General features: G+C 45.2%; 21 protein-coding genes. 18 read left to right on the plus strand and 3 right to left on the minus strand.

The features are described 5' to 3' along the window. Positions 1 to 99 precede the first annotated feature (99 nt). The 17 genes from mnmG (at position 100) to glmS (ending at position 18,717) form a co-directional block, all read left to right on the plus strand. Positions 100 to 1,989: a tRNA uridine-5-carboxymethylaminomethyl(34) synthesis enzyme MnmG gene (mnmG, locus tag KV201_RS17635; protein WP_226060071.1), complete on the plus strand. Its 1,890-nt coding sequence runs from the start codon at positions 100 to 102 to the stop codon at positions 1,987 to 1,989. A gap of 117 nt (positions 1,990 to 2,106) precedes the next feature. Beyond that, complete coding sequence (gene rsmG, locus KV201_RS17640; RefSeq protein WP_006083835.1) at positions 2,107 to 2,727, plus strand: 16S rRNA (guanine(527)-N(7))-methyltransferase RsmG; 621 nt, start codon at positions 2,107 to 2,109, stop codon at positions 2,725 to 2,727. 73 nt (positions 2,728 to 2,800) lie between these two features. Next, positions 2,801 to 3,589: a ParA family protein gene (locus KV201_RS17645; protein WP_006083836.1), complete on the plus strand. Its 789-nt coding sequence runs from the start codon at positions 2,801 to 2,803 to the stop codon at positions 3,587 to 3,589. Positions 3,590 to 3,598: 9 nt separating this feature from the next. Beyond that, complete coding sequence (locus KV201_RS17650; protein ID WP_006084765.1) at positions 3,599 to 4,477, plus strand: ParB/RepB/Spo0J family partition protein; 879 nt, start codon at positions 3,599 to 3,601, stop codon at positions 4,475 to 4,477. A gap of 225 nt (positions 4,478 to 4,702) precedes the next feature. Next, positions 4,703 to 5,086, plus strand: coding sequence for an ATP synthase subunit I (locus KV201_RS17655; protein ID WP_006084764.1), 384 nt, complete (start codon positions 4,703 to 4,705; stop codon positions 5,084 to 5,086). 12 nt (positions 5,087 to 5,098) lie between these two features. Next, positions 5,099 to 5,893, plus strand: a complete 795-nt coding sequence (gene atpB / locus KV201_RS17660) for a F0F1 ATP synthase subunit A (protein ID WP_006083839.1) — start codon at positions 5,099 to 5,101, stop codon at positions 5,891 to 5,893. A gap of 64 nt (positions 5,894 to 5,957) precedes the next feature. Continuing rightward, positions 5,958 to 6,209 (plus strand): F0F1 ATP synthase subunit C, encoded by a 252-nt coding sequence (atpE, locus tag KV201_RS17665; protein ID WP_006083840.1) that lies wholly within the window; start codon positions 5,958 to 5,960, stop codon positions 6,207 to 6,209. Between the two features lie 37 nt (positions 6,210 to 6,246). Next, the gene (atpF, locus tag KV201_RS17670) at positions 6,247 to 6,717 is read left to right on the plus strand and encodes a F0F1 ATP synthase subunit B (RefSeq protein ID WP_006083841.1); all 471 of its coding nucleotides are present in this window, start codon (positions 6,247 to 6,249) and stop codon (positions 6,715 to 6,717) included. 15 nt (positions 6,718 to 6,732) lie between these two features. Further along, positions 6,733 to 7,266, plus strand: a complete 534-nt coding sequence (gene atpH / locus KV201_RS17675) for a F0F1 ATP synthase subunit delta (RefSeq protein ID WP_006083842.1) — start codon at positions 6,733 to 6,735, stop codon at positions 7,264 to 7,266. A 14-nt stretch (positions 7,267 to 7,280) separates the two neighbouring features. Next, positions 7,281 to 8,822 carry a F0F1 ATP synthase subunit alpha gene (atpA, locus tag KV201_RS17680; RefSeq protein ID WP_006083843.1) on the plus strand — a complete coding sequence of 514 codons (1,542 nt, stop codon included), beginning with the start codon at positions 7,281 to 7,283 and terminating at the stop codon, positions 8,820 to 8,822. Between the two features lie 50 nt (positions 8,823 to 8,872). Then, entirely contained in the window at positions 8,873 to 9,733 is an 861-nt protein-coding gene (gene atpG, locus KV201_RS17685; RefSeq protein ID WP_006084762.1) for a F0F1 ATP synthase subunit gamma, read from the plus strand. A gap of 35 nt (positions 9,734 to 9,768) precedes the next feature. Further along, positions 9,769 to 11,160, plus strand: coding sequence for a F0F1 ATP synthase subunit beta (gene atpD / locus KV201_RS17690; RefSeq protein WP_006083845.1), 1,392 nt, complete (start codon positions 9,769 to 9,771; stop codon positions 11,158 to 11,160). Between the two features lie 36 nt (positions 11,161 to 11,196). Further along, entirely contained in the window at positions 11,197 to 11,625 is a 429-nt protein-coding gene (locus KV201_RS17695; RefSeq protein ID WP_226060072.1) for a F0F1 ATP synthase subunit epsilon, read from the plus strand. 464 nt (positions 11,626 to 12,089) lie between these two features. Continuing rightward, a complete protein-coding gene (gene glmU, locus KV201_RS17700; protein WP_226060073.1) occupies positions 12,090 to 13,472 on the plus strand; it encodes a bifunctional UDP-N-acetylglucosamine diphosphorylase/glucosamine-1-phosphate N-acetyltransferase GlmU in 1,383 nt (460 codons plus the stop codon). A 283-nt stretch (positions 13,473 to 13,755) separates the two neighbouring features. Then, positions 13,756 to 15,867, plus strand: a complete 2,112-nt coding sequence (locus tag KV201_RS17705; RefSeq protein ID WP_226060074.1) for a TonB-dependent siderophore receptor — start codon at positions 13,756 to 13,758, stop codon at positions 15,865 to 15,867. A 200-nt stretch (positions 15,868 to 16,067) separates the two neighbouring features. After that, entirely contained in the window at positions 16,068 to 16,838 is a 771-nt protein-coding gene (locus KV201_RS17710) for a DeoR/GlpR family DNA-binding transcription regulator (protein ID WP_226060075.1), read from the plus strand. Positions 16,839 to 16,887: 49 nt separating this feature from the next. Next, positions 16,888 to 18,717, plus strand: coding sequence for a glutamine--fructose-6-phosphate transaminase (isomerizing) (glmS, locus tag KV201_RS17715; RefSeq protein WP_226060076.1), 1,830 nt, complete (start codon positions 16,888 to 16,890; stop codon positions 18,715 to 18,717). 106 nt (positions 18,718 to 18,823) lie between these two features. Here the strand turns inward: glmS and KV201_RS17720 are convergent, their stop codons facing one another. From KV201_RS17720 to KV201_RS17730, 3 genes are all read right to left on the minus strand, one after another. Beyond that, entirely contained in the window at positions 18,824 to 19,027 is a 204-nt protein-coding gene (locus KV201_RS17720; RefSeq protein WP_006079349.1) for a DUF2061 domain-containing protein, read from the minus strand. 185 nt (positions 19,028 to 19,212) lie between these two features. Next, on the minus strand, positions 19,213 to 20,118 hold the full coding sequence (locus tag KV201_RS17725; protein ID WP_226060077.1) for a 1,4-dihydroxy-2-naphthoyl-CoA synthase: 906 nt from the start codon (positions 20,116 to 20,118) through the stop codon (positions 19,213 to 19,215). A gap of 124 nt (positions 20,119 to 20,242) precedes the next feature. Continuing rightward, on the minus strand, positions 20,243 to 20,593 hold the full coding sequence (locus KV201_RS17730) for a hypothetical protein (protein ID WP_006079351.1): 351 nt from the start codon (positions 20,591 to 20,593) through the stop codon (positions 20,243 to 20,245). Positions 20,594 to 20,684: 91 nt separating this feature from the next. Here KV201_RS17730 and ccoG point away from each other — a divergent pair, with 91 nt between their 5' ends. After that, positions 20,685 to 22,112: a cytochrome c oxidase accessory protein CcoG gene (gene ccoG, locus KV201_RS17735; protein WP_226060078.1), complete on the plus strand. Its 1,428-nt coding sequence runs from the start codon at positions 20,685 to 20,687 to the stop codon at positions 22,110 to 22,112. Positions 22,113 to 22,612 lie beyond the last annotated feature (500 nt).

Genomic DNA, 22,612 nt, shown 5'->3' on the forward strand with positions numbered 1-22,612 from the left:
ATCTCGATCGAACAGCGTAAAATGATCATTCACCTAGGGCAAAGCAAATGCTAAAATACTCGGCTCGTACTGAGTCTCTTAGCAATTGAAGGTAGTGGCATGCATTTTCATGAACGGTTTGATGTTATTGTTGTTGGTGGTGGTCATGCCGGAACTGAAGCCGCGTTGGCAGCAGCAAGAATGGGATCAAAAACATTATTACTAACGCACAATATCGATACGTTAGGACAAATGTCATGTAATCCAGCGATCGGTGGCATAGGCAAAGGCCACCTAGTGAAAGAAATTGACGCCTTAGGCGGTGCAATGGCGATCGCAACCGATTATGCAGGGATCCAATTTAGAACCTTGAATTCAAGCAAAGGCCCAGCAGTACGAGCGACACGTGCACAAGCTGACCGTGCGCTGTATCGTCAAAAAATCCAAAACATATTACAAAACCAACCTAACTTACGTATTTTCCAACAAGCCGTTGATGACTTAATTGTTGAAAATCATCAAGTCGTTGGCGTAGTGACTCAAATGGGATTAGCCTTTGAATCTCCAGCCGTTGTGTTAACAACAGGCACATTCTTAAGCGGCAAAATCCACATAGGGTTAGAAAACTACAGCGGTGGCCGTGCAGGCGATCCACCAGCCATTGCCTTAGCCAATCGTTTACGTGAATTACCGATCCGTGTGGGCCGTTTAAAAACTGGTACCCCGCCACGTATCGATGCAAACACGATCGATTTTTCTCAAATGGCTGAACAAAAAGGTGATTCTCCGTTACCTGTGATGTCGTTTATGGGCGATGTCAGTCATCATCCAAAGCAGATTTCTTGCTGGATCACTCATACCAATGAAAAAACCCATGAAATTATTCGTGGTGGTTTAGATAGAAGCCCAATGTATTCAGGCGTAATCGAGGGTATTGGCCCACGTTACTGCCCATCGATTGAAGACAAGATCCACCGCTTTGCGGATAAATCTTCGCATCAGATCTTTATCGAACCTGAAGGGTTAAATACCAAAGAGATCTACCCTAACGGGATCTCGACCAGCTTACCTTTCGATGTACAGCTGAATTTAGTACGTTCGATCAAGGGCATGGAAAACGCAGAAATTATGCGCCCAGGTTATGCGATCGAATATGATTATTTCGATCCAAGGGATCTGAAAAACTCATTAGAAACCAAAGCGATCAATGGGTTATTCTTCGCTGGCCAAATAAACGGCACAACCGGTTATGAAGAAGCCGGTGCTCAAGGTTTATTAGCGGGCATGAATGCGTCGCTGCAAGTGCAAGGCAAAGAAGCTTGGTGTCCACGCCGTGACGAAGCGTATCTTGGGGTACTGGTTGACGATCTGTCGACTCTGGGTACCAAAGAACCGTACCGCATGTTTACTAGCCGTGCCGAATACCGTTTGTTACTCCGTGAAGATAACGCCGACATTCGCTTAACGGCCAAAGGTCGCGAACTCGGTTTAGTCGACGACGCTCGCTGGGCAGCATTTAGTGAGAAGTTAGAATCCATTGAACTTGAACTGCAAAGGCTACGTGGCCAATGGGTACATCCAAATTCGCCTTTGATCCATGCGTTAAACCCACATTTGAATACGCCGATCTCTCGCGAAGCGTCATTTGAAGAATTACTGCGTCGTCCAGAAATGGATTACAGCAAGTTAATGCAGATTGAAGGTTTTGGTCCTGGGCTTGAAGATCCACAAGCAGCTGAACAAGTTCAGATCCAAGTGAAGTACTCTGGTTATATTCAACGACAGCAGGAAGAGATCAACAAAGCCGTGCGTAATGAGAACACAGGTTTACCTTTGACGCTCGATTACAAAGAAGTACCGGGCTTGTCGAACGAAGTGATTGCTAAGTTAAATAACCACAAACCAGAAACCATAGGCCAAGCGTCACGGATCTCTGGTATTACCCCTGCGGCTATTTCAATTTTGTTGGTTCACCTCAAAAAGCGTGGCTTATTACGTAAGAGTGCGTAAAAGCTCGCTTAATCGCTGCTTAGGTCATAGAAGGGAAGCATTCAGGCTTCCCTTCATCGTTTTCGGGCTTCATAATAGCCTTCGCGTTCATAATCGTATCTTTTTTGAGGTTGCTCAGTGTTATCTGCCCAGTTAGAGGCTTATTTAGCCGAAATTAATTTGCCCGCAACCGCCGAGCAAAAAAAACAACTAATTGATTTTGTTGGCATGCTCAACAAATGGAATAAAGCCTATAACCTGACATCGGTGAGAGATCCCGAAGCCATGTTGATCCGTCATATCATGGACAGCTTAGTGGTTTCAAAACATCTACAAGGTGAACGTTTTATCGATGTGGGCACTGGACCCGGTTTACCAGGGATCCCGTTAGCGATTATGAATCCCGATAAACAATTTGTGTTATTGGACAGCTTAGGTAAACGCATTCGTTTTCAAAAACAAGTGTCCTTTGAATTAGGCATTCATAACATCAGCTCAGTTGAAAGCCGCGTAGAAGCTTATCAACCTGAGCAAAAATTCGACGGCGTATTAAGTCGTGCATTTGCTTCAATCCAAGATATGCTGACTTGGTGCCATCATTTACCCGCCGAGCATGGGCAGTTTTATGCCCTTAAAGGCCAGTTAAATGATGAAGAGATGCAACATATTCCAAGTGGATTTGCAGTGAAAGAAGTCATCGAGCTTAAGGTGCCTAAACTCGATGAACAAAGACATTTATTGAAAATAATCAAAGAATAACAGGCTTGAAAGTGATGAATAAATCATTTTTAAGTAAGGGCAATAAACCAGCATTTACATACAGGGTGATATTGTGGGTAAAGTGATTGCCGTGGCTAACCAGAAAGGTGGCGTAGGAAAAACAACTACTTGCGTTAACCTCGCCGCTTCGTTAGCAGCAACAAAACGTAAAGTATTATTGATCGATCTCGATCCCCAAGGTAATGCCACTATGGGTAGTGGTGTCGATAAATACGAGGTCGAAAATACGGCCTACGAATTATTGGTCGAAGAAAAAACCTTCGACGAGATCGTCATTAAAAACACTGCGGGTAAGTATGATCTGATCGCCAGTAATGGCGATGTCACAGCGGCAGAGATCAAACTGATGGAGTTTTTTGCGCGTGAGATCCGTTTGCGTAACGCGCTCGCACCGATAAAAGATCAATATGATTATATCTTTATCGACTGCCCTCCTTCATTGAACATGTTGACTGTGAACGCTATGTCAGCGGCTGACTCTGTGCTCGTGCCTATGCAGTGCGAATACTATGCCCTAGAAGGCTTAACGGCGCTGATTGATACCATCACTAAACTTGCCGCTATGGTTAACCCAGGGCTTGGCATTGAAGGCATTTTACGCACTATGTACGATCCGCGTAATCGTTTGTCTAATGATGTGTCCGATCAGCTAAAACAGCATTTTGGTGACAAGGTATATCGTACTGTGATCCCACGTAATGTCAGGCTGGCTGAGGCGCCAAGTTTTGGTGCGCCTGCTATGTATTACGATAAATCGAGTGCCGGCGCCAAGGCGTATCTAGCGCTTGCGGGTGAAATGATCCGTCGTTCAGAACAACAAACTCAGGCTAAGCAAGCGTAAAGGATCACCATGACGTTAAAGAAAAGAGGATTAGGCAAAGGGTTAGATGCCCTACTGAGTAACAGCCATGCCGCCAGTAAAAAACACACTGACGAAGCTAATGTTGTCGATAAAAAAGAAGAGCTTATCCATCTCGATTTAGACCTATTACAACCGGGTAAGTATCAACCTCGTAAAGACATGTCCCCCGAAGCGTTGGAAGAACTGGCGCATTCTATCCGCAACCAAGGCATTATTCAGCCCATCGTTGTAAGACAAGTGGCAAACGACATGTATGAGATCATTGCGGGCGAACGTCGCTGGCGTGCTTCTCAACTTGCTGGCTTAAATAAAATCCCCTGCATAGTCAAACAAGTGCCCGATGAGGCCGCTGTTGCTATCGCTTTGATTGAAAACATCCAGCGTGAAGATTTAAATGCCATGGAAGAAGCCATTGCATTACAACGTTTAATGCAAGAATTTGAACTGACTCACCAACAAGTTGCCGATGTTGTGGGAAAATCCAGAGCGAGTGTATCTAACTTGTTACGTTTAAACGGCCTAAATGAGCCGGTAAAACGTCTACTCGAGTATGGCGACATCGATATGGGTCATGCTCGCGCTTTGTTAGCAATTGAGGGAGAAGAACAAACAAATCTTGCGAGATTAGTGGCCGCTAAGGAATTAACCGTTCGCGAAACTGAACGATTAATTAATCAAACCTTAAATCCGCCTAAACAAGCCGAAACTACGACTAAAGATCAAGATGTTTGTCGTTTAGAGCAGCAGTTAATTGAAAGATTAGGTGCCAAGGTTTCTATCGCTCATAGTAGTAAGGGCACAGGTAAAATTGTAATTAACTATCAGAATCTGGCTGAATTAGACGGAATTCTTAGTAAAATTCATTAATGTCTGTAGATTAACAGTTTTTAATGTAAATTTGTGACAGATGCTAATCTTACATTTTAACTCGTTTGGCGCTAGATCACGTTAAAAGTGTTGTTTTTCCTTATCTCAAAGTTGCAATGAAGGCGTGAAAAGGTATACTTTCGCAAGCTTTTTGTGCATCGACATAAATACGGGTATTTGTCATCCGGTCATCGAAACAAAAAGTATGAATGCGGAGAGGATGAATTGAGTAAGGTTTTAGCGCGTCGTGGCCGGTGGTCAGCCTATAAATTGGTGATGATGCAGGCGGCGGTCGCTGGGGGTGCTTCAATTCTCTTTTTCGCCGTGTGGGGAGTTCAGTTTGGCTATTCTGCTTTAGCAGGTGGTTCAATCGCTGTGCTCCCTAATTTTGTATTCGCAACCCTCGCTTTCTCCCACACGGGAGCAAGTTCAGCTGCAAAAGTCATAAAGGCTTTTTACTGGGGGGAAGCGGTAAAGTTGCTGTTAACCATCGCAATGTTTTCGTTTGTATTTATCAATCTTAAGGTCGCTTTTATGCCGCTTTTTGTTTGTTATGTGCTGACGTTAATCGTGCATTGGACAGCTCCTTTATACTTCAAGCAAAGTTAAGTGGGATGAATCATGGCTGCAACTGGTGAAGCGTTAACACCGCAGGGCTATATCCAACATCACCTTACCAACTTAAGTGTTGGTGAAGGCTTTTGGACATGGCACATTGATTCGTTGTTCTTTTCGGTTGGTCTTGGTGTTCTGTTCCTGTGGATTTTCCGCAGCGTTGGTAAAAAAGCGACTTCCGGTGTTCCTGGCAAACTGCAATGTTTTGTTGAGATGATCGTTGAGTTCGTAAATAACAGCGTGAAAGAAAGTTTTCATGGTCGCAATGCTCTGATCGCACCTTTAGCTCTGACCATTTTTGTATGGGTATTCATGATGAACTTCATGGATATGATCCCTGTTGATTGGCTGCCTCACGCAGCAAGTTTAATGGGTATTCCATATCTTAAAGCGGTTCCGACGACTGACGTTAACATTACCTTTAGCTTAGCTATCGGTGTGTTCTTGCTGATTATTTTCTACAGCATTAAGGTCAAAGGTGTGTCTGGGTTTGTTAAAGAACTGACACTACAGCCCTTTAACCATAAGGCAATGATACCCGTCAACCTCCTATTAGAGACTGTTACTTTGATAGCAAAACCAATTTCATTGGCATTGCGACTCTTTGGTAACTTGTACGCAGGTGAGTTGATCTTCATCCTTATTGCGCTGATGTATGGTACCAACTTGTTATTATCTACCCTAGGTGTGACTCTGCAACTGGGTTGGTTAATATTCCACATTTTGGTTATCACACTGCAAGCGTTTATCTTCATGATGTTGACCATTGTTTATTTAAGCATGGCGCATGAAGATCATTAAGGATTGCTGAAGAAATTTTAAACTAAATCATCAACTAATATAGATTTAGATACTGGAGATACAGATGGAAACGATTTTAGGCATGACAGCTATCGCTGTTGCTCTGCTGATTGGTATGGGTGCTCTTGGTACTGCAATCGGTTTCGGCTTATTAGGCGGCAAGTTCTTGGAAGGCGCTGCGCGTCAACCAGAAATGGCTCCTATGCTACAAGTTAAAATGTTCATCGTAGCGGGTCTTCTTGACGCCGTAACTATGATCGGTGTTGGTATCGCATTATTCATGCTATTTACCAACCCACTGGGTGCAATGCTGTAAAAAACGCTTCTGTCTTAACTCTAAATAGGAGGCTGTTGTGAATTTCAACGCTACCCTAATCGGTCAGACGGTCGCCTTTATCATCTTCGTGTGGTTTTGCATGAAGTTTGTATGGCCCCCTTTGATGAATGCCATCGAAGAGCGCCAAAAAAGGATTGCTGACGGTCTAGCTGATGCTGATCGTGCGGTAAAAGACCTGGAGTTGGCACAAGCGAAAGCGACTGACCAACTAAAAGAAGCCAAGGTAACGGCTAATGAAATTATTGAGCAAGCTAACAAGCGTAAAGCTCAAATAGTTGAAGAAGCCAAAACCGAAGCAGACGCTGAGCGTGCTAAAATCATCGCTCAGGGTAAAGCAGAAATTGAAGCTGAACGTAATCGCGTCAAAGAGGATCTGCGTAAGCAGGTTGCTACTCTTGCCATCATGGGTGCTGAGAAGATCCTTGAGCGTTCTATTGATCCAGCCGCCCACAGTGACATAGTTAATAAACTAGTCGCTGAAATTTGATAAGGGAGTTGAGTTATGGCTGAATTAACCACCATCGCTCGCCCTTACGCAAAGGCAGCTTTTGACTTTGCTATTGAACAAGATGCAGTGGATTCATGGGCAGAAATGCTTACGTTTGCCGCATTGGTGAGTGAAAACGAAACCATGCAACCACTGTTAGCTGGCTCTTTAGCCAGCACTAAGCTCGCAGCACTCTTTATTAGTGTGTGTGGTGAGCAAGTCAATGTGCAAGGTCAGAACCTGATAAAGGTAATGGCTGAAAACGGTCGCTTAAAGGTACTACCTGCTGTATCTCAGTTATTTACTGAATACCGTAATGAGTGGGCAAAAGAAGTGGAAGCCGATGTGGTTTCTGCAACTGAGCTGAGCTCTGAACAACAACAGCAGATTAGTATTTCTTTAGAGAAACGTCTCGCACGCAAAGTTAAGCTGAATTGCAGCACTGACGCCGCGCTCATCGCCGGTGTAATCATTAAGACAGGAGACCTAGTCATCGATGGCTCGGTCCGCGGTAAGTTATCGCGTCTGTCTGATAAGCTGCAGTCGTAATTGGGAGTTTGAGCATGCAACTGAATTCCACTGAAATCAGCGATCTGATTAAGCAGCGGATCGAGCAGTTCGAAGTCGTTAGCGAATCTCGTAACGAAGGTACTATCGTTGCGGTAAGTGACGGCATCATCCGCATCCACGGCCTAGCCGATGTGATGCAAGGTGAGATGATCGAACTGCCTGGTAACCGTTTTGCAATCGCGTTGAACCTTGAACGTGATTCTGTCGGTGCCGTAGTAATGGGTCCTTATGCTGATTTAGCAGAAGGCGTAAAAGTGAAAACGACTGGCCGTATTCTGGAAGTTCCAGTTGGCCGCGGTCTTCTTGGCCGCGTTGTTAACACTCTAGGTGAGCCAATTGACGGAAAAGGACCTATCGATAACGATGGTTACTCGCCAATTGAAGTTATCGCACCAGGTGTTATTGAACGTCAGTCTGTTGATCAACCAGTTCAAACTGGTTATAAAGCCGTTGATGCCATGATCCCTATCGGTCGTGGTCAACGTGAATTGATCATTGGCGACCGTCAAACTGGTAAAACAGCTATGGCGATCGACGCAATTATCAACCAGAAAAATTCTGGCATTAAATGTGTGTACGTTGCGATTGGCCAAAAGGCTTCTACTATCGCTAACGTAGTGCGCAAGCTAGAAGAACACGGTGCGTTAGCTAACACTATCGTTGTTGTTGCAACGGCTTCTGAAGCTGCTGCTCTGCAATACTTAGCGCCATATTCTGGTTGTTCTATGGGTGAATACTTCCGTGACCGCGGTGAAGATTCTTTGATCGTATACGATGATTTGTCTAAGCAAGCAGTTGCTTATCGTCAAATTTCGTTACTGCTCAAGCGTCCACCAGGCCGTGAAGCTTACCCAGGTGACGTATTCTATCTACACTCACGTTTACTAGAGCGTGCATCACGCGTTAACGCGATTTATGTAGAGAAGTTCACTAAAGGTGCAGTAACTGGCAAAACCGGTTCTTTAACCGCGCTGCCGATTATTGAAACGCAAGCGGGTGACGTTTCTGCATTCGTACCGACCAACGTAATTTCTATTACCGATGGTCAGATCTTCCTTGAGACCGATCTGTTTAACTCTGGCCTACGTCCAGCGGTTAACCCAGGTATTTCTGTTTCTCGTGTTGGTGGTGCGGCTCAGACTAAGATCATCAAGAAACTGTCAGGTGGTATTCGTACCGCACTAGCACAGTATCGTGAGCTTGCTGCGTTCTCGCAATTTGCATCTGATCTTGACGATGCAACACGTGCTCAACTTGAGCATGGTGTGCGTGTTACCGAACTGATGAAGCAAAAGCAATATGCTCCAATGAGCGTAGCCGCTCAAGCTGTGTCTATTTTCTCAGCTGAAAAAGGTTACCTGAAGAGTGTTGAGCTGAATAAGGTCGGTAATTTCGAAGCCGCTCTGCTCTCGTTCATGAACAGCGAGCATGCTCCTTTAATGAAGCTTATCAATGATACTGGCGATTATAGCGCTGATATCGAAGCTGAATTAAAAGCTGGCCTCGACAAGTTCGTAGCAACCCAAACCTGGTAACAATGATAGAGGTGTCTTAAGACACCTCAGGTCCAGATTGGAGAGTAGAGATGGCCGGCGCTAAAGAGATTAAAACCAAGATCGCGAGTGTGAAAAACACTCAGAAGATCACGTCCGCCATGGAAATGGTGGCAGCCAGCAAAATGCGCAGAGCGCAGGAACGCATGGCTGCGAGCCGTCCATATGCGGAAAGCATGCGTAAGGTGATCGGTCACGTAGCGCAAGGTTCTCTCGAGTATAAACACCCCTATTTGGAGGTGAGAGAGGCTAAGCGGGTTGGTTACATTGTTGTGGCAACCGACCGTGGCCTTTGTGGTGGTCTGAACGTTAACCTTTTCAAAAAGGTTATTGCAGACGTGAAAAGCTGGAAAGCCCAAGGTGCAGAATTTGAATTTTGCCCAATCGGCGCACGTAGTGTGCAGTTTTTCAAAAACTTCGGTGGACAAGTGTCTGCTCACGCTTCAGGTTTAGGCGATGCTCCAAAGCTCGCTGACTTGATCGGGACAGTCGGTGTCATGCTAGAAGCTTACAACGAAGGCAAGCTGGATCGTCTGTACGTGGTATTTAACAAATTTGTGAATACTATGACGCAGACTCCTGTGATCGAGCAGCTGCTACCTTTGCCTAAATCAGAAGATGATGAAACTGCTCATCGTTGGGATTATATCTACGAGCCAGATCCAAAAGCACTTTTGGATACCTTATTGGTCCGTTATGTAGAATCTCAGGTTTACCAAGGTGTTGTTGAAAACATTGCCTCTGAACAAGCTGCCCGTATGGTGGCGATGAAGTCGGCAACAGACAACGCTGGTGAGCTTATCAACGACTTGCAACTGGTCTATAACAAGGCCCGTCAGGCTGCGATTACGCAAGAACTGTCGGAAATTGTTTCTGGTGCCTCTGCGGTTTAGGTTAGGTAACGAATACAAGTTTTAGAGGATTAATCATGAGCACAGGTACTGTTGTCCAAGTGATTGGCGCGGTTGTGGACGTAGAGTTTCCACAAGATGCCGTACCTCAAGTATATGACGCTCTGAAAATCGTAGGTGAAGGCCCGTGTAATGGTTTGGTGCTGGAAGTTCAGCAACAACTAGGTGGTGGTGTAGTTCGTACCATCGCTATGGGTTCTTCTGACGGTCTGCGTCGTGGGCTTGAAGTAGTAAACTCAGGTTCACCTATTACTGTTCCTGTTGGTACCGCCACTCTTGGCCGTATCATGAACGTATTAGGCGAGCCTATTGATGAAGCGGGTCCAATCGGTGAAGAAGAGCGTTATGTTATTCACCGTACAGCTCCTTCATACGAAGATCAATCAAGCTCTACTGAACTGTTAGAGACTGGTATCAAGGTTATTGACCTTGTTTGTCCATTCGCTAAGGGCGGTAAAGTTGGTTTGTTCGGTGGTGCGGGTGTTGGTAAAACAGTTAACATGATGGAACTGATTAACAACATCGCAAAAGCCCACTCGGGTCTTTCTGTATTCGCCGGTGTAGGTGAACGTACTCGTGAAGGTAACGACTTCTACTACGAGATGAAAGATTCTGGCGTTCTCGACAAAGTGGCCATGGTTTATGGTCAGATGAACGAGCCTCCAGGTAACCGTTTGCGCGTTGCACTGTCTGGTCTAACTATGGCAGAGAAGTTCCGTGACGAAGGTCGTGACGTACTGTTGTTCGTTGACAACATCTACCGTTATACCTTAGCCGGTACTGAAGTATCTGCACTGTTAGGTCGTATGCCTTCTGCGGTAGGTTATCAACCAACATTGGCTGAAGAGATGGGCGTTCTGCAAGAGCGTATCACTTCAACTAAGACCGGTTCTATTACCTCTGTACAAGCGGTATACGTACCTGCGGATGACTTGACCGATCCGTCACCAGCAACAACCTTCGCTCACTTAGATGCGACTGTTGTACTGTCACGTCAAATTGCTTCTCTGGGTATTTACCCAGCGGTTGACCCATTGGATTCGACTTCACGTCAATTAGATCCATTGGTTGTTGGCCAAGAGCATTATGATGTTGCTAACGGCGTGCAAACTGTACTGCAACGTTACAAAGAGCTGAAAGATATTATTGCGATTCTGGGTATGGATGAATTGTCTGATGAAGACAAAACAACTGTATTCCGTGCTCGTAAGATTGAGCGTTTCTTGTCTCAGCCTTTCTTCGTAGCAGAAGTCTTTACTGGATCTCCTGGTAAGTACGTTTCTCTGAAAGACACTATCCGTGGCTTTAAGGGTATTTTGAACGGTGAGTTTGATCACCTGCCAGAACAAGCGTTCTACATGGTTGGCTCAATCGATGAAGTCATCGAGAAAGCAAACAAAAAGAAATAACTAAGTAGCAATACTTAGTTTCTTAAGGAGAACGGGATGGCAGCCATGACAGTACATCTTGATATAGTAAGTGCAGAGAGCAAAATCTTCTCTGGTCGTGTAGCTTCGCTGCAAGTGACTGGTTCAGAAGGTGAGTTGGGCATAATGCATGGCCATGCTCCTTTGCTGAGTTATATCAAACCTGGCATGGCGCGCATCGTCAAGCAAGACGGCAGTGAAGAAGTGTTTTACCTTTCAGGTGGTATTCTGGAAGTGCAACCTTCTACTGTTTCCGTATTGGCTGATGTGGTTATGCGTGCCAAAGATATTGATGAGCAAGCGGCATTAGAAGCTAAGCGTCGTGCAGAAGCCCATATGGCAAATGCAGGTGCTTACTTCAATTATGACGCGGCTATGGTTGAACTAGCTAAGGCTATGGCTCAATTACGTGTTGTTGAAACCATCAAGAAAAACATTGCCAGATAAGGTTATTGTTTGTGAAAAAAGGCGACCATAAGGTCGCCTTTTTTGTGGCCGAAATTTGGGTAAGCGTGTTTTTGAGCTATTCCTATCGCTATCCGCTTCGCTTTTCGATGTGCTTTCCGTTAAAATTGCGCCACTAATACCAATCGTATTAAATATTTGTTCATTCAGCGGGAATTCAATGCGCTTTAGACAAGGCGAAGGCTTGAAGGCATAGTGGTGCTCTGTCGAAAGCCTTAAACGCAGTATAAAGCGCGTTGCCATGCCATTAACATCAGCCGCCCTTTGGGAGCCTCACAGGCATCCCACTCCGGTGTTGCATTGACTTAAAAGGGAATAACCATTTCTGCGTCAATGCGCCTTGGATTGAGATGCCTGTGAGGCTCTGAACTGATTAGATATTTAATGTGATTGGTATACGACCGTAATTTTTTCACCCTTTTGGGTATTTGTTCAAGGATATGGCAATGGCATTAAATGTAGTGATCTTAGCGGCTGGCAAGGGAACACGGATGCGTTCTGATCTTCCTAAGGTATTACATCCCATCGCCCACAAGAGCATGGTGCAACATGTCATCGATACCGCCCATAAAGTGGGTAGTGACGCAATTCAGTTAGTCTACGGTTATGGTGCTGACAAGCTACAAGCCAGCTTAGGTGAGCAACAACTCAACTGGGTATTGCAAGCTGAGCAATTAGGTACGGGTCATGCGGTTGCGCAAGCGAGCCCGCATATTGCTGACAATGATACTGTGCTCATTCTTTATGGCGATGTGCCGCTTATTCAACAATCAACCCTTGAAGCCTTACTCGCTGCCCGTCCTGAAAATGGCGTGGCCATCTTAACCGTGAATTTAGCCAATCCTATGGGTTATGGTCGTATCGTCCGTACTCCTTGTGAAGGTCAAGAACAAGGGAAAGTCGTTGGTATTATTGAGCAGAAAGATGCTACAGCAGAGCAGCTACTAATCAACGAAATCAATACCGGCATCATGGCCGTTCCAGGTAAACAACTTAAAGCTTGGTTGAGCCGTTTATCCAACAACAATGCCCAAGGCGAATATTATCTAACGGATATTATTGCCATGGCGCACGCTGATGGTGTTGCTATTGATACTGCCCAACCACAATCTGCGATTGAAGTGGAAGGCGCCAATAACCGCGTGCAACTGGCGCAACTTGAACGCGCTTACCAAGCCCGTGAAGCCGAAAAACTGATGTTGGCGGGAGCGAACCTACGCGACCCGAGCCGTATCGATATTCGTGGTGAAGTCACTGTCGGTATGGATGTGATGATTGATATCAACGTGATATTCGAAGGCAAAGTGACCTTAGGTAATAATGTCACTATTGGCGCTGGCGCGATTTTAATCGATTGTGAGATTGCCGATAACGCTGAGATCAAACCTTACTCTATTATCGAAGGCGCTAAGCTTGGCGTTGCTGCCAGTGCTGGTCCATTTGCGCGCTTACGTCCCGGCGCAGAGCTTAAGCAAGATGCGCACATTGGTAACTTTGTTGAAGTGAAGAAAGCGGTTATCGGCGTGGGTTCTAAGGCTGGACACTTAGCCTATTTAGGTGATGCTATTATAGGTGATGGCGTTAATATCGGCGCTGGCACTATTACTTGTAATTATGATGGCGCGAATAAGCATCTTACCGTTATCGAAGATAATGTCTTTGTTGGCTCAGACTCTCAGCTGGTGGCACCTGTCACTATCGGTAAAGGCGCAACTTTAGGCGCTGGCTCAACCATTACCCGCGATGTGGGTGAAAATGAGTTAGTCATTACCCGTGTTAAACAAAAGCACCTGACGGGTTGGCAACGTCCAGTCAAAATTAAAAAGTAAGTTTATTTAACTCAACTGAGTATCTATAAAGCGGCCATGTGCCGCTTTTATATTTAGTCAGATTGTTGGAAATTCGATTCGTTTAATTCAGATGGAAACAATAAAAGTCACGAAATTAAGGTTGAGTTAATCCTGTTGTGGTAATTGCAATTTATTGGTTTTAAACAGATTTAGATCTATATCACAGCTAATTGTAAATTCGTGTAAAGAAGATTAAATAAAAACACTTCTCATTTATATTGCCTGCAATTCTAAGACGAAAGGTCTAATTGAGGTGTTGGCAATGGTATTTAAATATTCAGTTTTAGGTTTGGCCGTAGGTTCGGCATTAATGGCTATGCCTGTGTTGGCAGAGGTGGCTAGCGACGCAAATATCGAGCGCATTAATGTCACTGGCCGCACTTTTAACGATTATAAAGTGGGTACAGCATCAGGCGCCATGCGCGGTGATATCGACTTAATGGATACCCCACAATCAGTTAATGTGATCCCCGATTTTGTCACGGACGAACAGCTGGCGACTAACCTCGCTGAAGTGTTAGTTAACGATTCGAGCGTGACGGCAGGAACGACACGCTGGAACCGCCAAGTCTTTAGCATCCGTGGCTTCGAGTTAGATTCTGGTAATGGTTATCTCATCAATGGCCATCAGCAATGGTCCCATTACGTACAACCCATCGAAACCCTGCAGCAAGTCGAAGTGTTAAAAGGCCCTTCGAGCATGTTGTATGGTCAATCTGGCCCTGGTGGTTTAGTGAATATGGTCACTAAGAAACCAACCTATGATTCAATGCTTAACTTAGGTTTTGATACCGATGGCTACGGTTCTACCCGTGCACAGCTCGATGCGGGTGGCAGTTTAAACGAAGCACAAAGTATTCGTTACCGCGGTGTGTTAGTGAAGCAAGATACAAAATACTGGCGCGAGTATTCCGCTAATGATGAGAACCAAGAGCGCGATCGCTGGTTAGGTTATCTCAATATGGAATTTGACCTAAGCGACGATTTGTTACTGTCGGTTAAATACGACCATACCCAAGATAAAGCAGGTATCGATGCGGGTGGGTGGTTAGATAAACAAGGTAATGTCATTGGCGAACGTAAAACCGTTTGGGATGCGCCTTGGGCCTTTACTGACAATACAGTGTCAAACTTAGGTGCCGATCTGACTTGGCATATGAGTGACAACTGGAAAGTCAAAGCGGGTTATAACGAGCAGCAGTTCAATCGCCAACGTTTTGATTCTGCACCGCAATATACAGAAGACCCATTCACCAAAGGCTATAGCATCAAGCCATTCGATCGTTACGACGATTGGCAGCATAAAACCGCTTATGCCGATTTCACCGGTGAATTTGCATTGGCGGGAATGCAGCATCAACTGCTGATTGGGGCTAACTATCTCGATTATTTCTATCAGCAACAAATTCACCGTGGGGCAGCTCAAACGGTTATTCCTGGGCAGCAAGTTATTCAACCTGCTCTCGATTACCACACAAAACCCAAAGGCAATGCGAGTACCTATAAGTATTACGGTTTCTACCTGCAGGATTTAATGACGCTTAACGAACAATGGAAGTTGCTCGCTGGCGTACGTTACGACGAACAGAAGAAAGACGGTGAAGGTGAAAACAGCTATGCCGTATCGCCTAAATTTGGGGTGATTTACTCGCCTATGACTAATGGCAGCGTTTACGTTAATTATTCAAAGAGCTTCACGCCAAAAGGTACTGTGAATAACGAGTATGATGTAAATAATAAGCTTAATTTAAAGCCAGAATACGGTATTCAATATGAAGTGGGCACTAAGTGGGAATTGTTTGACGATAGTCTGTTATTAACCGCTGCAGTGTTCGATATTACACTTGAGAACATCACTATTTCAGAAAAGTTATCCTCACCAATAGGTGATTTTACTGATATCACCACTCAAGGTGGCGAACAGAAGCACCGTGGCTTTGAAGTTGGTGCCCAAGGTCAGTTAGGCGATAGCTGGTTTGTGACTTCTTCTATGATGTATTTAGATGCCGAATATAAAACGGGTGCTGGCAAGATCGATGGGAAAATCTTAGATGGTAAAACTCCCGTCGATGCGCCTGAGTGGTCGGCTAATATCTGGACCCGTTACGAAGTGACTGACAATTTTGCGATGAACTTTGGTGCTATTTATGTGGGTGAGCGCTTCGCCGATAAAGATAACAGCATTACTAAAGACGGCTATGTGCGTTTCGATATAGGTGCAGCCTACACTATGGATATCATGGGTAAAGATGTGAGCCTTCGTGCCAACGTTAGAAATCTATTTGATACTGATTATATTGATGGTGGTCAGTACAATATGGTCACTATCGGCCAAGGCCGTAACTTTAGTGTTGCTGTTGAAGCTAAGTTCTAAATTTATTACGTTTTAAATTCATTTAAAGCCGCTTGTCCTTAAAGGATAAGCGGCTTTTTTTATTGGCTGATGTTTAAGTTCACTATTACAGAACGATAAAAAATACGCCGCAACATGCGAAACAGTGTTTCGAATACTAGCAAAAAAGTTTCGTTTCACTATAATATTGCTTTCGAATCGAAACTTATCTGAAAGGTTTTATGAACAAACGAAATACACAGCAGCGTCGCCACAGCATAATCACCATATTGAACGAACTGGGTGAAGTGAGTGTTGATGAACTGTCGTTACGTTTTGAAACTTCAGAAGTGACTATTCGAAAAGATCTGGCTGCGCTTGAGAAAACGGGCCTGCTGCTGCGCCGTTACGGTGGCGCCGTGGCGATTCCTGACGAAGTGACCCAACAGTTTTCTGCCAAAATCGCGCCTAATAAGCTGTCTATTGCGAAAACCGCCGCGCAGCTGATTAAAGATCACAATCGCATCATTATCGATAGCGGCACTACGACTTCTGGCTTGATTGAACAGCTGAACGATAAGTGTGGGCTGGTGGTCATGACGAATGCGCTGCACCTTGCTAATGCCATCCATGAACTCGAAAACGAGCCAACCTTATTGATGACCGGTGGAACTTGGGACCCGCATTCTGAATCCTTTCAAGGTCAAGTCGCCGAGCAAGTGTTGCGCTCATATAATTTCGACCAACTGTTTATCGGTGCCGATGGTATTGATCTTGAACGCGGCACCACTACCTTTAACGAGTTAACTGGCCTAAGCAAAGTCATGGCCGAAGTGTCCCGCGAAGTGATCGTTATGGTGGATTCAGACAAAATCGGCAAGCGGATCCCTAACTTAGAGTTACCGTGGGCTAAGGTGAGTGTGTTGGTCACCGACGATCGTATCGACGAGAGCGCGCTAAAACAAATTTCAGATCAGGGCGTGCGAGTCATGCTAGCGCCCTACGCTCATTAGTGAGTCAAAATAACTTAACAACTTCATTTTTAATTTATAGGTAAAGACTATGTGTGGAATCGTAGGCGCTGTGGCGCAAAGGGATGTGGCTGAAATTCTAGTAGAAGGCTTACGCCGCTTAGAATATCGCGGATATGACTCCGCAGGCGTTGCCGTTATCCACAATGGTGAACTCAATCGCACGCGCCGCGTTGGCAAAGTACAAGAGCTTTCAGCAGCGCTTGAAACCGACCCATTAGCGGGCGGAACGGGTATTGCGCACACTCGCTGGGCGACCCACGGTGAGCCGAGTGAGCGTAATGCTCACCCGCATTTATCGGAAGGTGATATCGCGGTGGTGCACAACGGCATTATTGAAAACCACAATAAACTGCGCGAGATGCTAAAAGGTTTAGGCTATAAATTTAGTTCAGATACCGATACCGAAGTGATTTGTCACTTAGTACACCATGAGCTGAAAACTAACAGCACTTTACTTTCTGCCGTGCAAGCCACAGTGAAACAACTCGAAGGCGCCTATGGCACAGTGGTAATCGACCGCCGCGATAGCGAGCGCTTGGTTGTGGCTCGCTCTGGTAGTCCTTTAGTGATTGGTTTTGGTCTAGGTGAAAACTTTGTCGCCTCGGATCAACTGGCACTCTTACCTGTGACTCGTTCATTCGCCTTCTTAGAAGAAGGTGATGTGGCCGAAGTGACCCGTCGCAGCGTGAGCATTTTCGACTTAAACGGTAATGCCGTTGAGCGTGAAGTCAAAGAATCTGAAATTACCCACGATGCTGGTGATAAGGGCGAATATCGCCACTATATGCTAAAAGAGATTTACGAGCAGCCATTGGCTCTGACGCGCACTATCGAAGGCCGTATCGCAAACAAGCAAGTATTAGATACTGCCTTTGGTGATAACGCGGCTGAGTTCTTAAAAGATATCAAACATGTGCAAATCATCGCCTGTGGTACTAGTTACCATGCGGGCATGGCGGCACGTTACTGGTTAGAAGATTGGGCTGGCGTATCGTGTAACGTCGAAATTGCCTCTGAATTCCGTTATCGCAAGTCGCACTTATTCCCAAATAGCCTATTGGTGACGATTTCACAATCTGGCGAAACCGCTGACACTTTAGCGGCCATGCGCTTAGCGAAAGAAATGGGTTACAAAGCCACATTGACGATTTGTAATGCACCAGGTTCATCACTGGTTCGCGAATCTGACATGGCTTATATGATGAAAGCGGGCGCCGAGATTGGCGTGGCATCCACTAAAGCTTTCACAGTACAGCTTGCTGGCTTGTTAATGTTGACTGCGGTGATCGGTCGCCACAATGGCATGTCTGAGCAAATGCAGTCCGACATCACTCAAAGCTTACAATCTATGCCAGCTAAAGTGGAACAAGCTTTAGGGCTAGATGCTGCGATTGCTGAATTGGCGGAAGATTTTGCCGATAAACACCATGCATTATTTCTTGGTCGTGGCGATCAATACCCGATTGCGATGGAAGGCGCGTTAAAGCTGAAAGAGATTTCTTACATTCATGCTGAGGCCTATGCCTCTGGCGAATTAAAACACGGCCCATTAGCGCTTATCGATGCCGATATGCCTGTGATTGTCGTTGCGCCAAACAATGAATTGCTCGAAAAACTGAAATCGAATGTTGAAGAAGTGCGTGCTCGTGGTGGACTCATGTATGTGTTTGCCGATGTGGATGCCGAGTTCGAGTCGGATGACACAATGAAAGTGATACCAGTGCCACACTGCGATATCTTTATGGCGCCGCTGATTTACACTATTCCGCTACAGCTATTGTCGTACCATGTTGCGTTGATCAAAGGTACCGACGTGGATCAACCACGCAACCTAGCAAAATCTGTAACAGTAGAATAAATATAAGCATTTAAATAAAAACCGCCTTTATTGGCGGTTTTTATTTAGATTCACAACAAAACGACGCTTAACTTACAGCAATAGTAAATGCTGGTGGCTTAGCTTTCTATGCTGGAATGGCATCTAGCTCGTGCTGCTTTTTTGCCTCAATGCGTTTCCATACTTTGTCGTGGAAGTAAAACACCACAGTGTTAATCGCGGGTTCAACTAAGGCCACTGCGCCGCCGACGATCACACTGCCGGTTAATAAATAGGTTACGGTAAAAGCGACGCTAAAATGCAGTACGGCAAAAGTGAGTGTCTTAGTCATGATCTTGTCCTCTAAATAGGCTCCCAGCAGGAATGCCTATATGATAACAATTCTCATTAAAATTAAAAGCCGTGTTTTCAGATTAGTTTAAACGGTTTTATCTATTTATCCGTTGTAAAAAACATAAAGCCCTCACTCAGGAGGGCTTTGGGTTGCTAGCAGTAAAGTAAAGCGCTGCTAATAAACTAGTAATGCCAAGGGAAGGCGGAGAAATCTTGATCGCGTTTCTCGAGGAAGGCATCGCGCCCTTCCTGCGCTTCGGCGCTCGCATAGGCTAAACGCGTCGCTTCACCGGCGAATAATTGCTGGCCGACCATACCATCGTCAGTCATGTTGAAACCGTATTTAAGCATACGCATAGCCGTAGGCGACTTAGAGTTAATCTCTTTGGCCCACATTAATGCCTCGGTTTCTAGCTCTACATGGGGAACGGATTTATTGACCATACCCATGTCGAAGGCTTCATCGGCGCTGTAGTTAAAACCACAGAAGAAGATTTCGCGGGCACGTTTTTGACCTATCATCTTGGCGAGATAAGCGCTGCCATAACCTGAGTCGAAGCTCGCTACGTCGGGATCGGTCTGCTTAAATATCGCGTGTTCTTTCGAGGCTAAGGTTAAGTCGCACACTACATGTAAGCTATGGCCGCCACCTACCGCCCAACCCGGCACAACGGCGATGACCACTTTAGGCATAAAGCGGATCAAGCGTTGCACTTCTAATATATGTAACCGTCCCATTCTGGCTTGATCGGCTTTACCTTCTTCGGCGCCTTCATATTTATAGCCATCTTTGCCGCGAATACGTTGATCGCCACCCGAACAGAACGCCCAGCCACCATCTTTTGCCGAAGGACCGTTACCCGTAAGCAGTGCACAACCTACATCAGACCATTGGCGTGCATGATCGAGTGCGATAAATAACTCATCAACGGTTTTAGGTCTGAAGGCGTTGCGGCACTCAGGGCGGTTAATGGCAATGCGAACTGTGCCGTGGGCTTTAGCTCTGTGGTAGGTGATGTCGTCGAATTGAAATCCACTGACTTCATCCCATAGGGTGGGATCAAAAATGTCTGATACTTGTTGGGTCATGATTCATAGGCCTTTGTGCTGTAATGCCTCAAAGGCTAGGCGGAATCATATATAAGGTCAATCACCTAAGCCTAAAGCTTAGCGCTATATAGCAAAATCCCGTTTGCCTATGAGTCGATGATGGTTAGAGGTGATCACAGAGATAAAGCTGATTATCTTTGCTGAACACTGGATGTTCTGGCGCCATAGTGCCGCAATAGTTAGCTTTAAAGTCGGCAATAGACTCGGGTGTCATTGGTATCTGATTAAAGGCTTCGAGTTCTAATGTCGACAAGCGCTCGACGATGTCGGTTCTTACTTTAGCCAGTTTATGGTCGATTTTTATGATTTTTGTTCCCGTCATAGAGTCAACTTTATTCTCTATTTTTTTGACCATAGCCTCAGTCTTTGCAATAGGAGCATCTAATTTATCTGTTTCTGTGTATAAGTAATACAAAGCACCCGCGAGTAGCGCCAATATGAGCCAACCTTTCATCTTTTAGTCCAACATAAGTGAATAACCATTAAGAATATGGGTATAATAAGCTAGTTTTCGTCCAATATTAAAGCAGTAAAAGGCTGTAACGATGAACTCAGAATCTAACAACAAGGACTATTCGAAAACCAATCGAATTAAGATTCACCAGCCAGATGCGAGTAAAGCGGATCGCTTTAACCCTCGTAATCGGATTTATGTCCGAGCCATAGACGGTTTGTGGAGTAGCTTACGTCGCCGCATGGGCTGGATTGCCATGTTATTTTTCCTGCTTTTACCTTGGATCCCTTGGGGCGACCGTCAAGCTGTATGGTTTAACTTAGGCGAACAAAAGTTTCACGTCTTCGGTTTAACGATTTGGCCGCAGGATCTCACCTTGCTCGCAGCGTTGTTTATGATAGCTGCCTTTGCGCTGTTTTTTGTGACCACCTATCTTGGCCGCGTTTGGTGTGGATACACTTGCCCGCAAACAGTATGGACCTTTATGTTCATCTGGTTCGAGGAAAAACTTGAAGGTGCGCGCAATAAACGCATTAAGTTAGATCAAATGCCATGGAGCTTTGACAAACTCTGGCGTAAAACGGCAAAACATACGGCCTGGCTATTGCTTTCACTGATGACGGCGATGACCTTTGTGTCCTATTTCGTGCCGAGCCGTGAAGTCTATGTCGACGTCTTTACGCTTAATGCTTCTGGCGGTATCTACTTCTGGGTCGTGTTCTTTACACTTGCCACATACGGCAATGCGGGTTGGATGCGTGAAATCATGTGTATCCACATGTGCCCTTATGCTCGTTTCCAAGCGGCCATGTTCGATAAGAATACCTTTATCGTAGGTTACGATACTAAACGTGGTGAGACTCGTGGTCCGCGTTCGCGTAAAGATGACCCAAAAGAGCTAGGCCTTGGCGACTGTATCGACTGTGACTTATGTGTGCAGGTATGTCCTACCGGTATCGATATTCGTAACGGTCTGCAATATGAGTGCATTAACTGCGGCGCTTGTATCGATGCCTGCGACCAAGCTATGGATCGTATGGGTTACGAGAAAGGGCTTATCAGCTATACCACTGAGAACAAGTTAGAAGGTATAAAGCAAAAAGTACTGCGACCTAAGCTTGTCGGTTATGGCGTGGTATTGATGGCGATGATATTAGTCTTTATATACTCCAGTGCGACCATAGCACCTGTGCGTATGGACATCATTCGTGATCGTAACCAGCTCTATAGAGAGAATAACCAAGGTTTGATTGAAAACACCTTCACCTTGAAGATTCTTAATAAGACTGAGCAATCCCACGAATACACTATGAGTGTCGAAGGATTGGACCACTATAAATGGTACGGTCCAACTTCGGTCACAATTGCGGGTGGTGAAGTATTAACGTTACCTATAAGTGTCGGCATTGATCCGGTTGAGCTTTCTCGTTCAGTTACTGACATCGAGATAAAAGTGAAAACCCATATCGACGGTGAAGAAGTCGAAGTTGAGCAAGAAACTCGCTTCTTCAGTCCATAGATAACAGTATTAATGATGATCTAACTGAGCGTGACTCACTATAGATTGTCAGACTTAATCGAGATAAAGGGGCTTTTTAGCCCCTTTTTTATACGTATCGTTTGATAAGTAAACGTCTAAACCATTAATCGTTATTTTCCTACAAAAAGCCCTTGCGCACTTTCTCAATCTCCCTATAATGCGCATCCACTGACACGGCAGACAGCGAAAGCAAGCTGGCGAGTTAGGTTGAATTGAATGGCTGACTCTCTGTTGAGAATGGCACTTAATTCAATCGCAGCAAGAAGTTGAAAAAACTCCTTGACGCGAAACGGGAAATGCGTAGAATACGCAGCCCTAGCCACCTGGAAGCGTTCGGCGCTCAGTGTGGTACTCAAGTTCTCTTACGAATATTGAGTTGCTCTTTAACAAGATAAAACAAGAAATCTGTGTGGACACTCACAGGTGTTGAGTTAATCGAAACTGCTTAACCTTCGGGTTGGCAGTCAAAAATTTAAATC

It is taken from the genome of Shewanella sp. SR1, from assembly GCF_020447145.1.
GTDB lineage: Bacteria > Pseudomonadota > Gammaproteobacteria > Enterobacterales > Shewanellaceae > Shewanella > Shewanella baltica.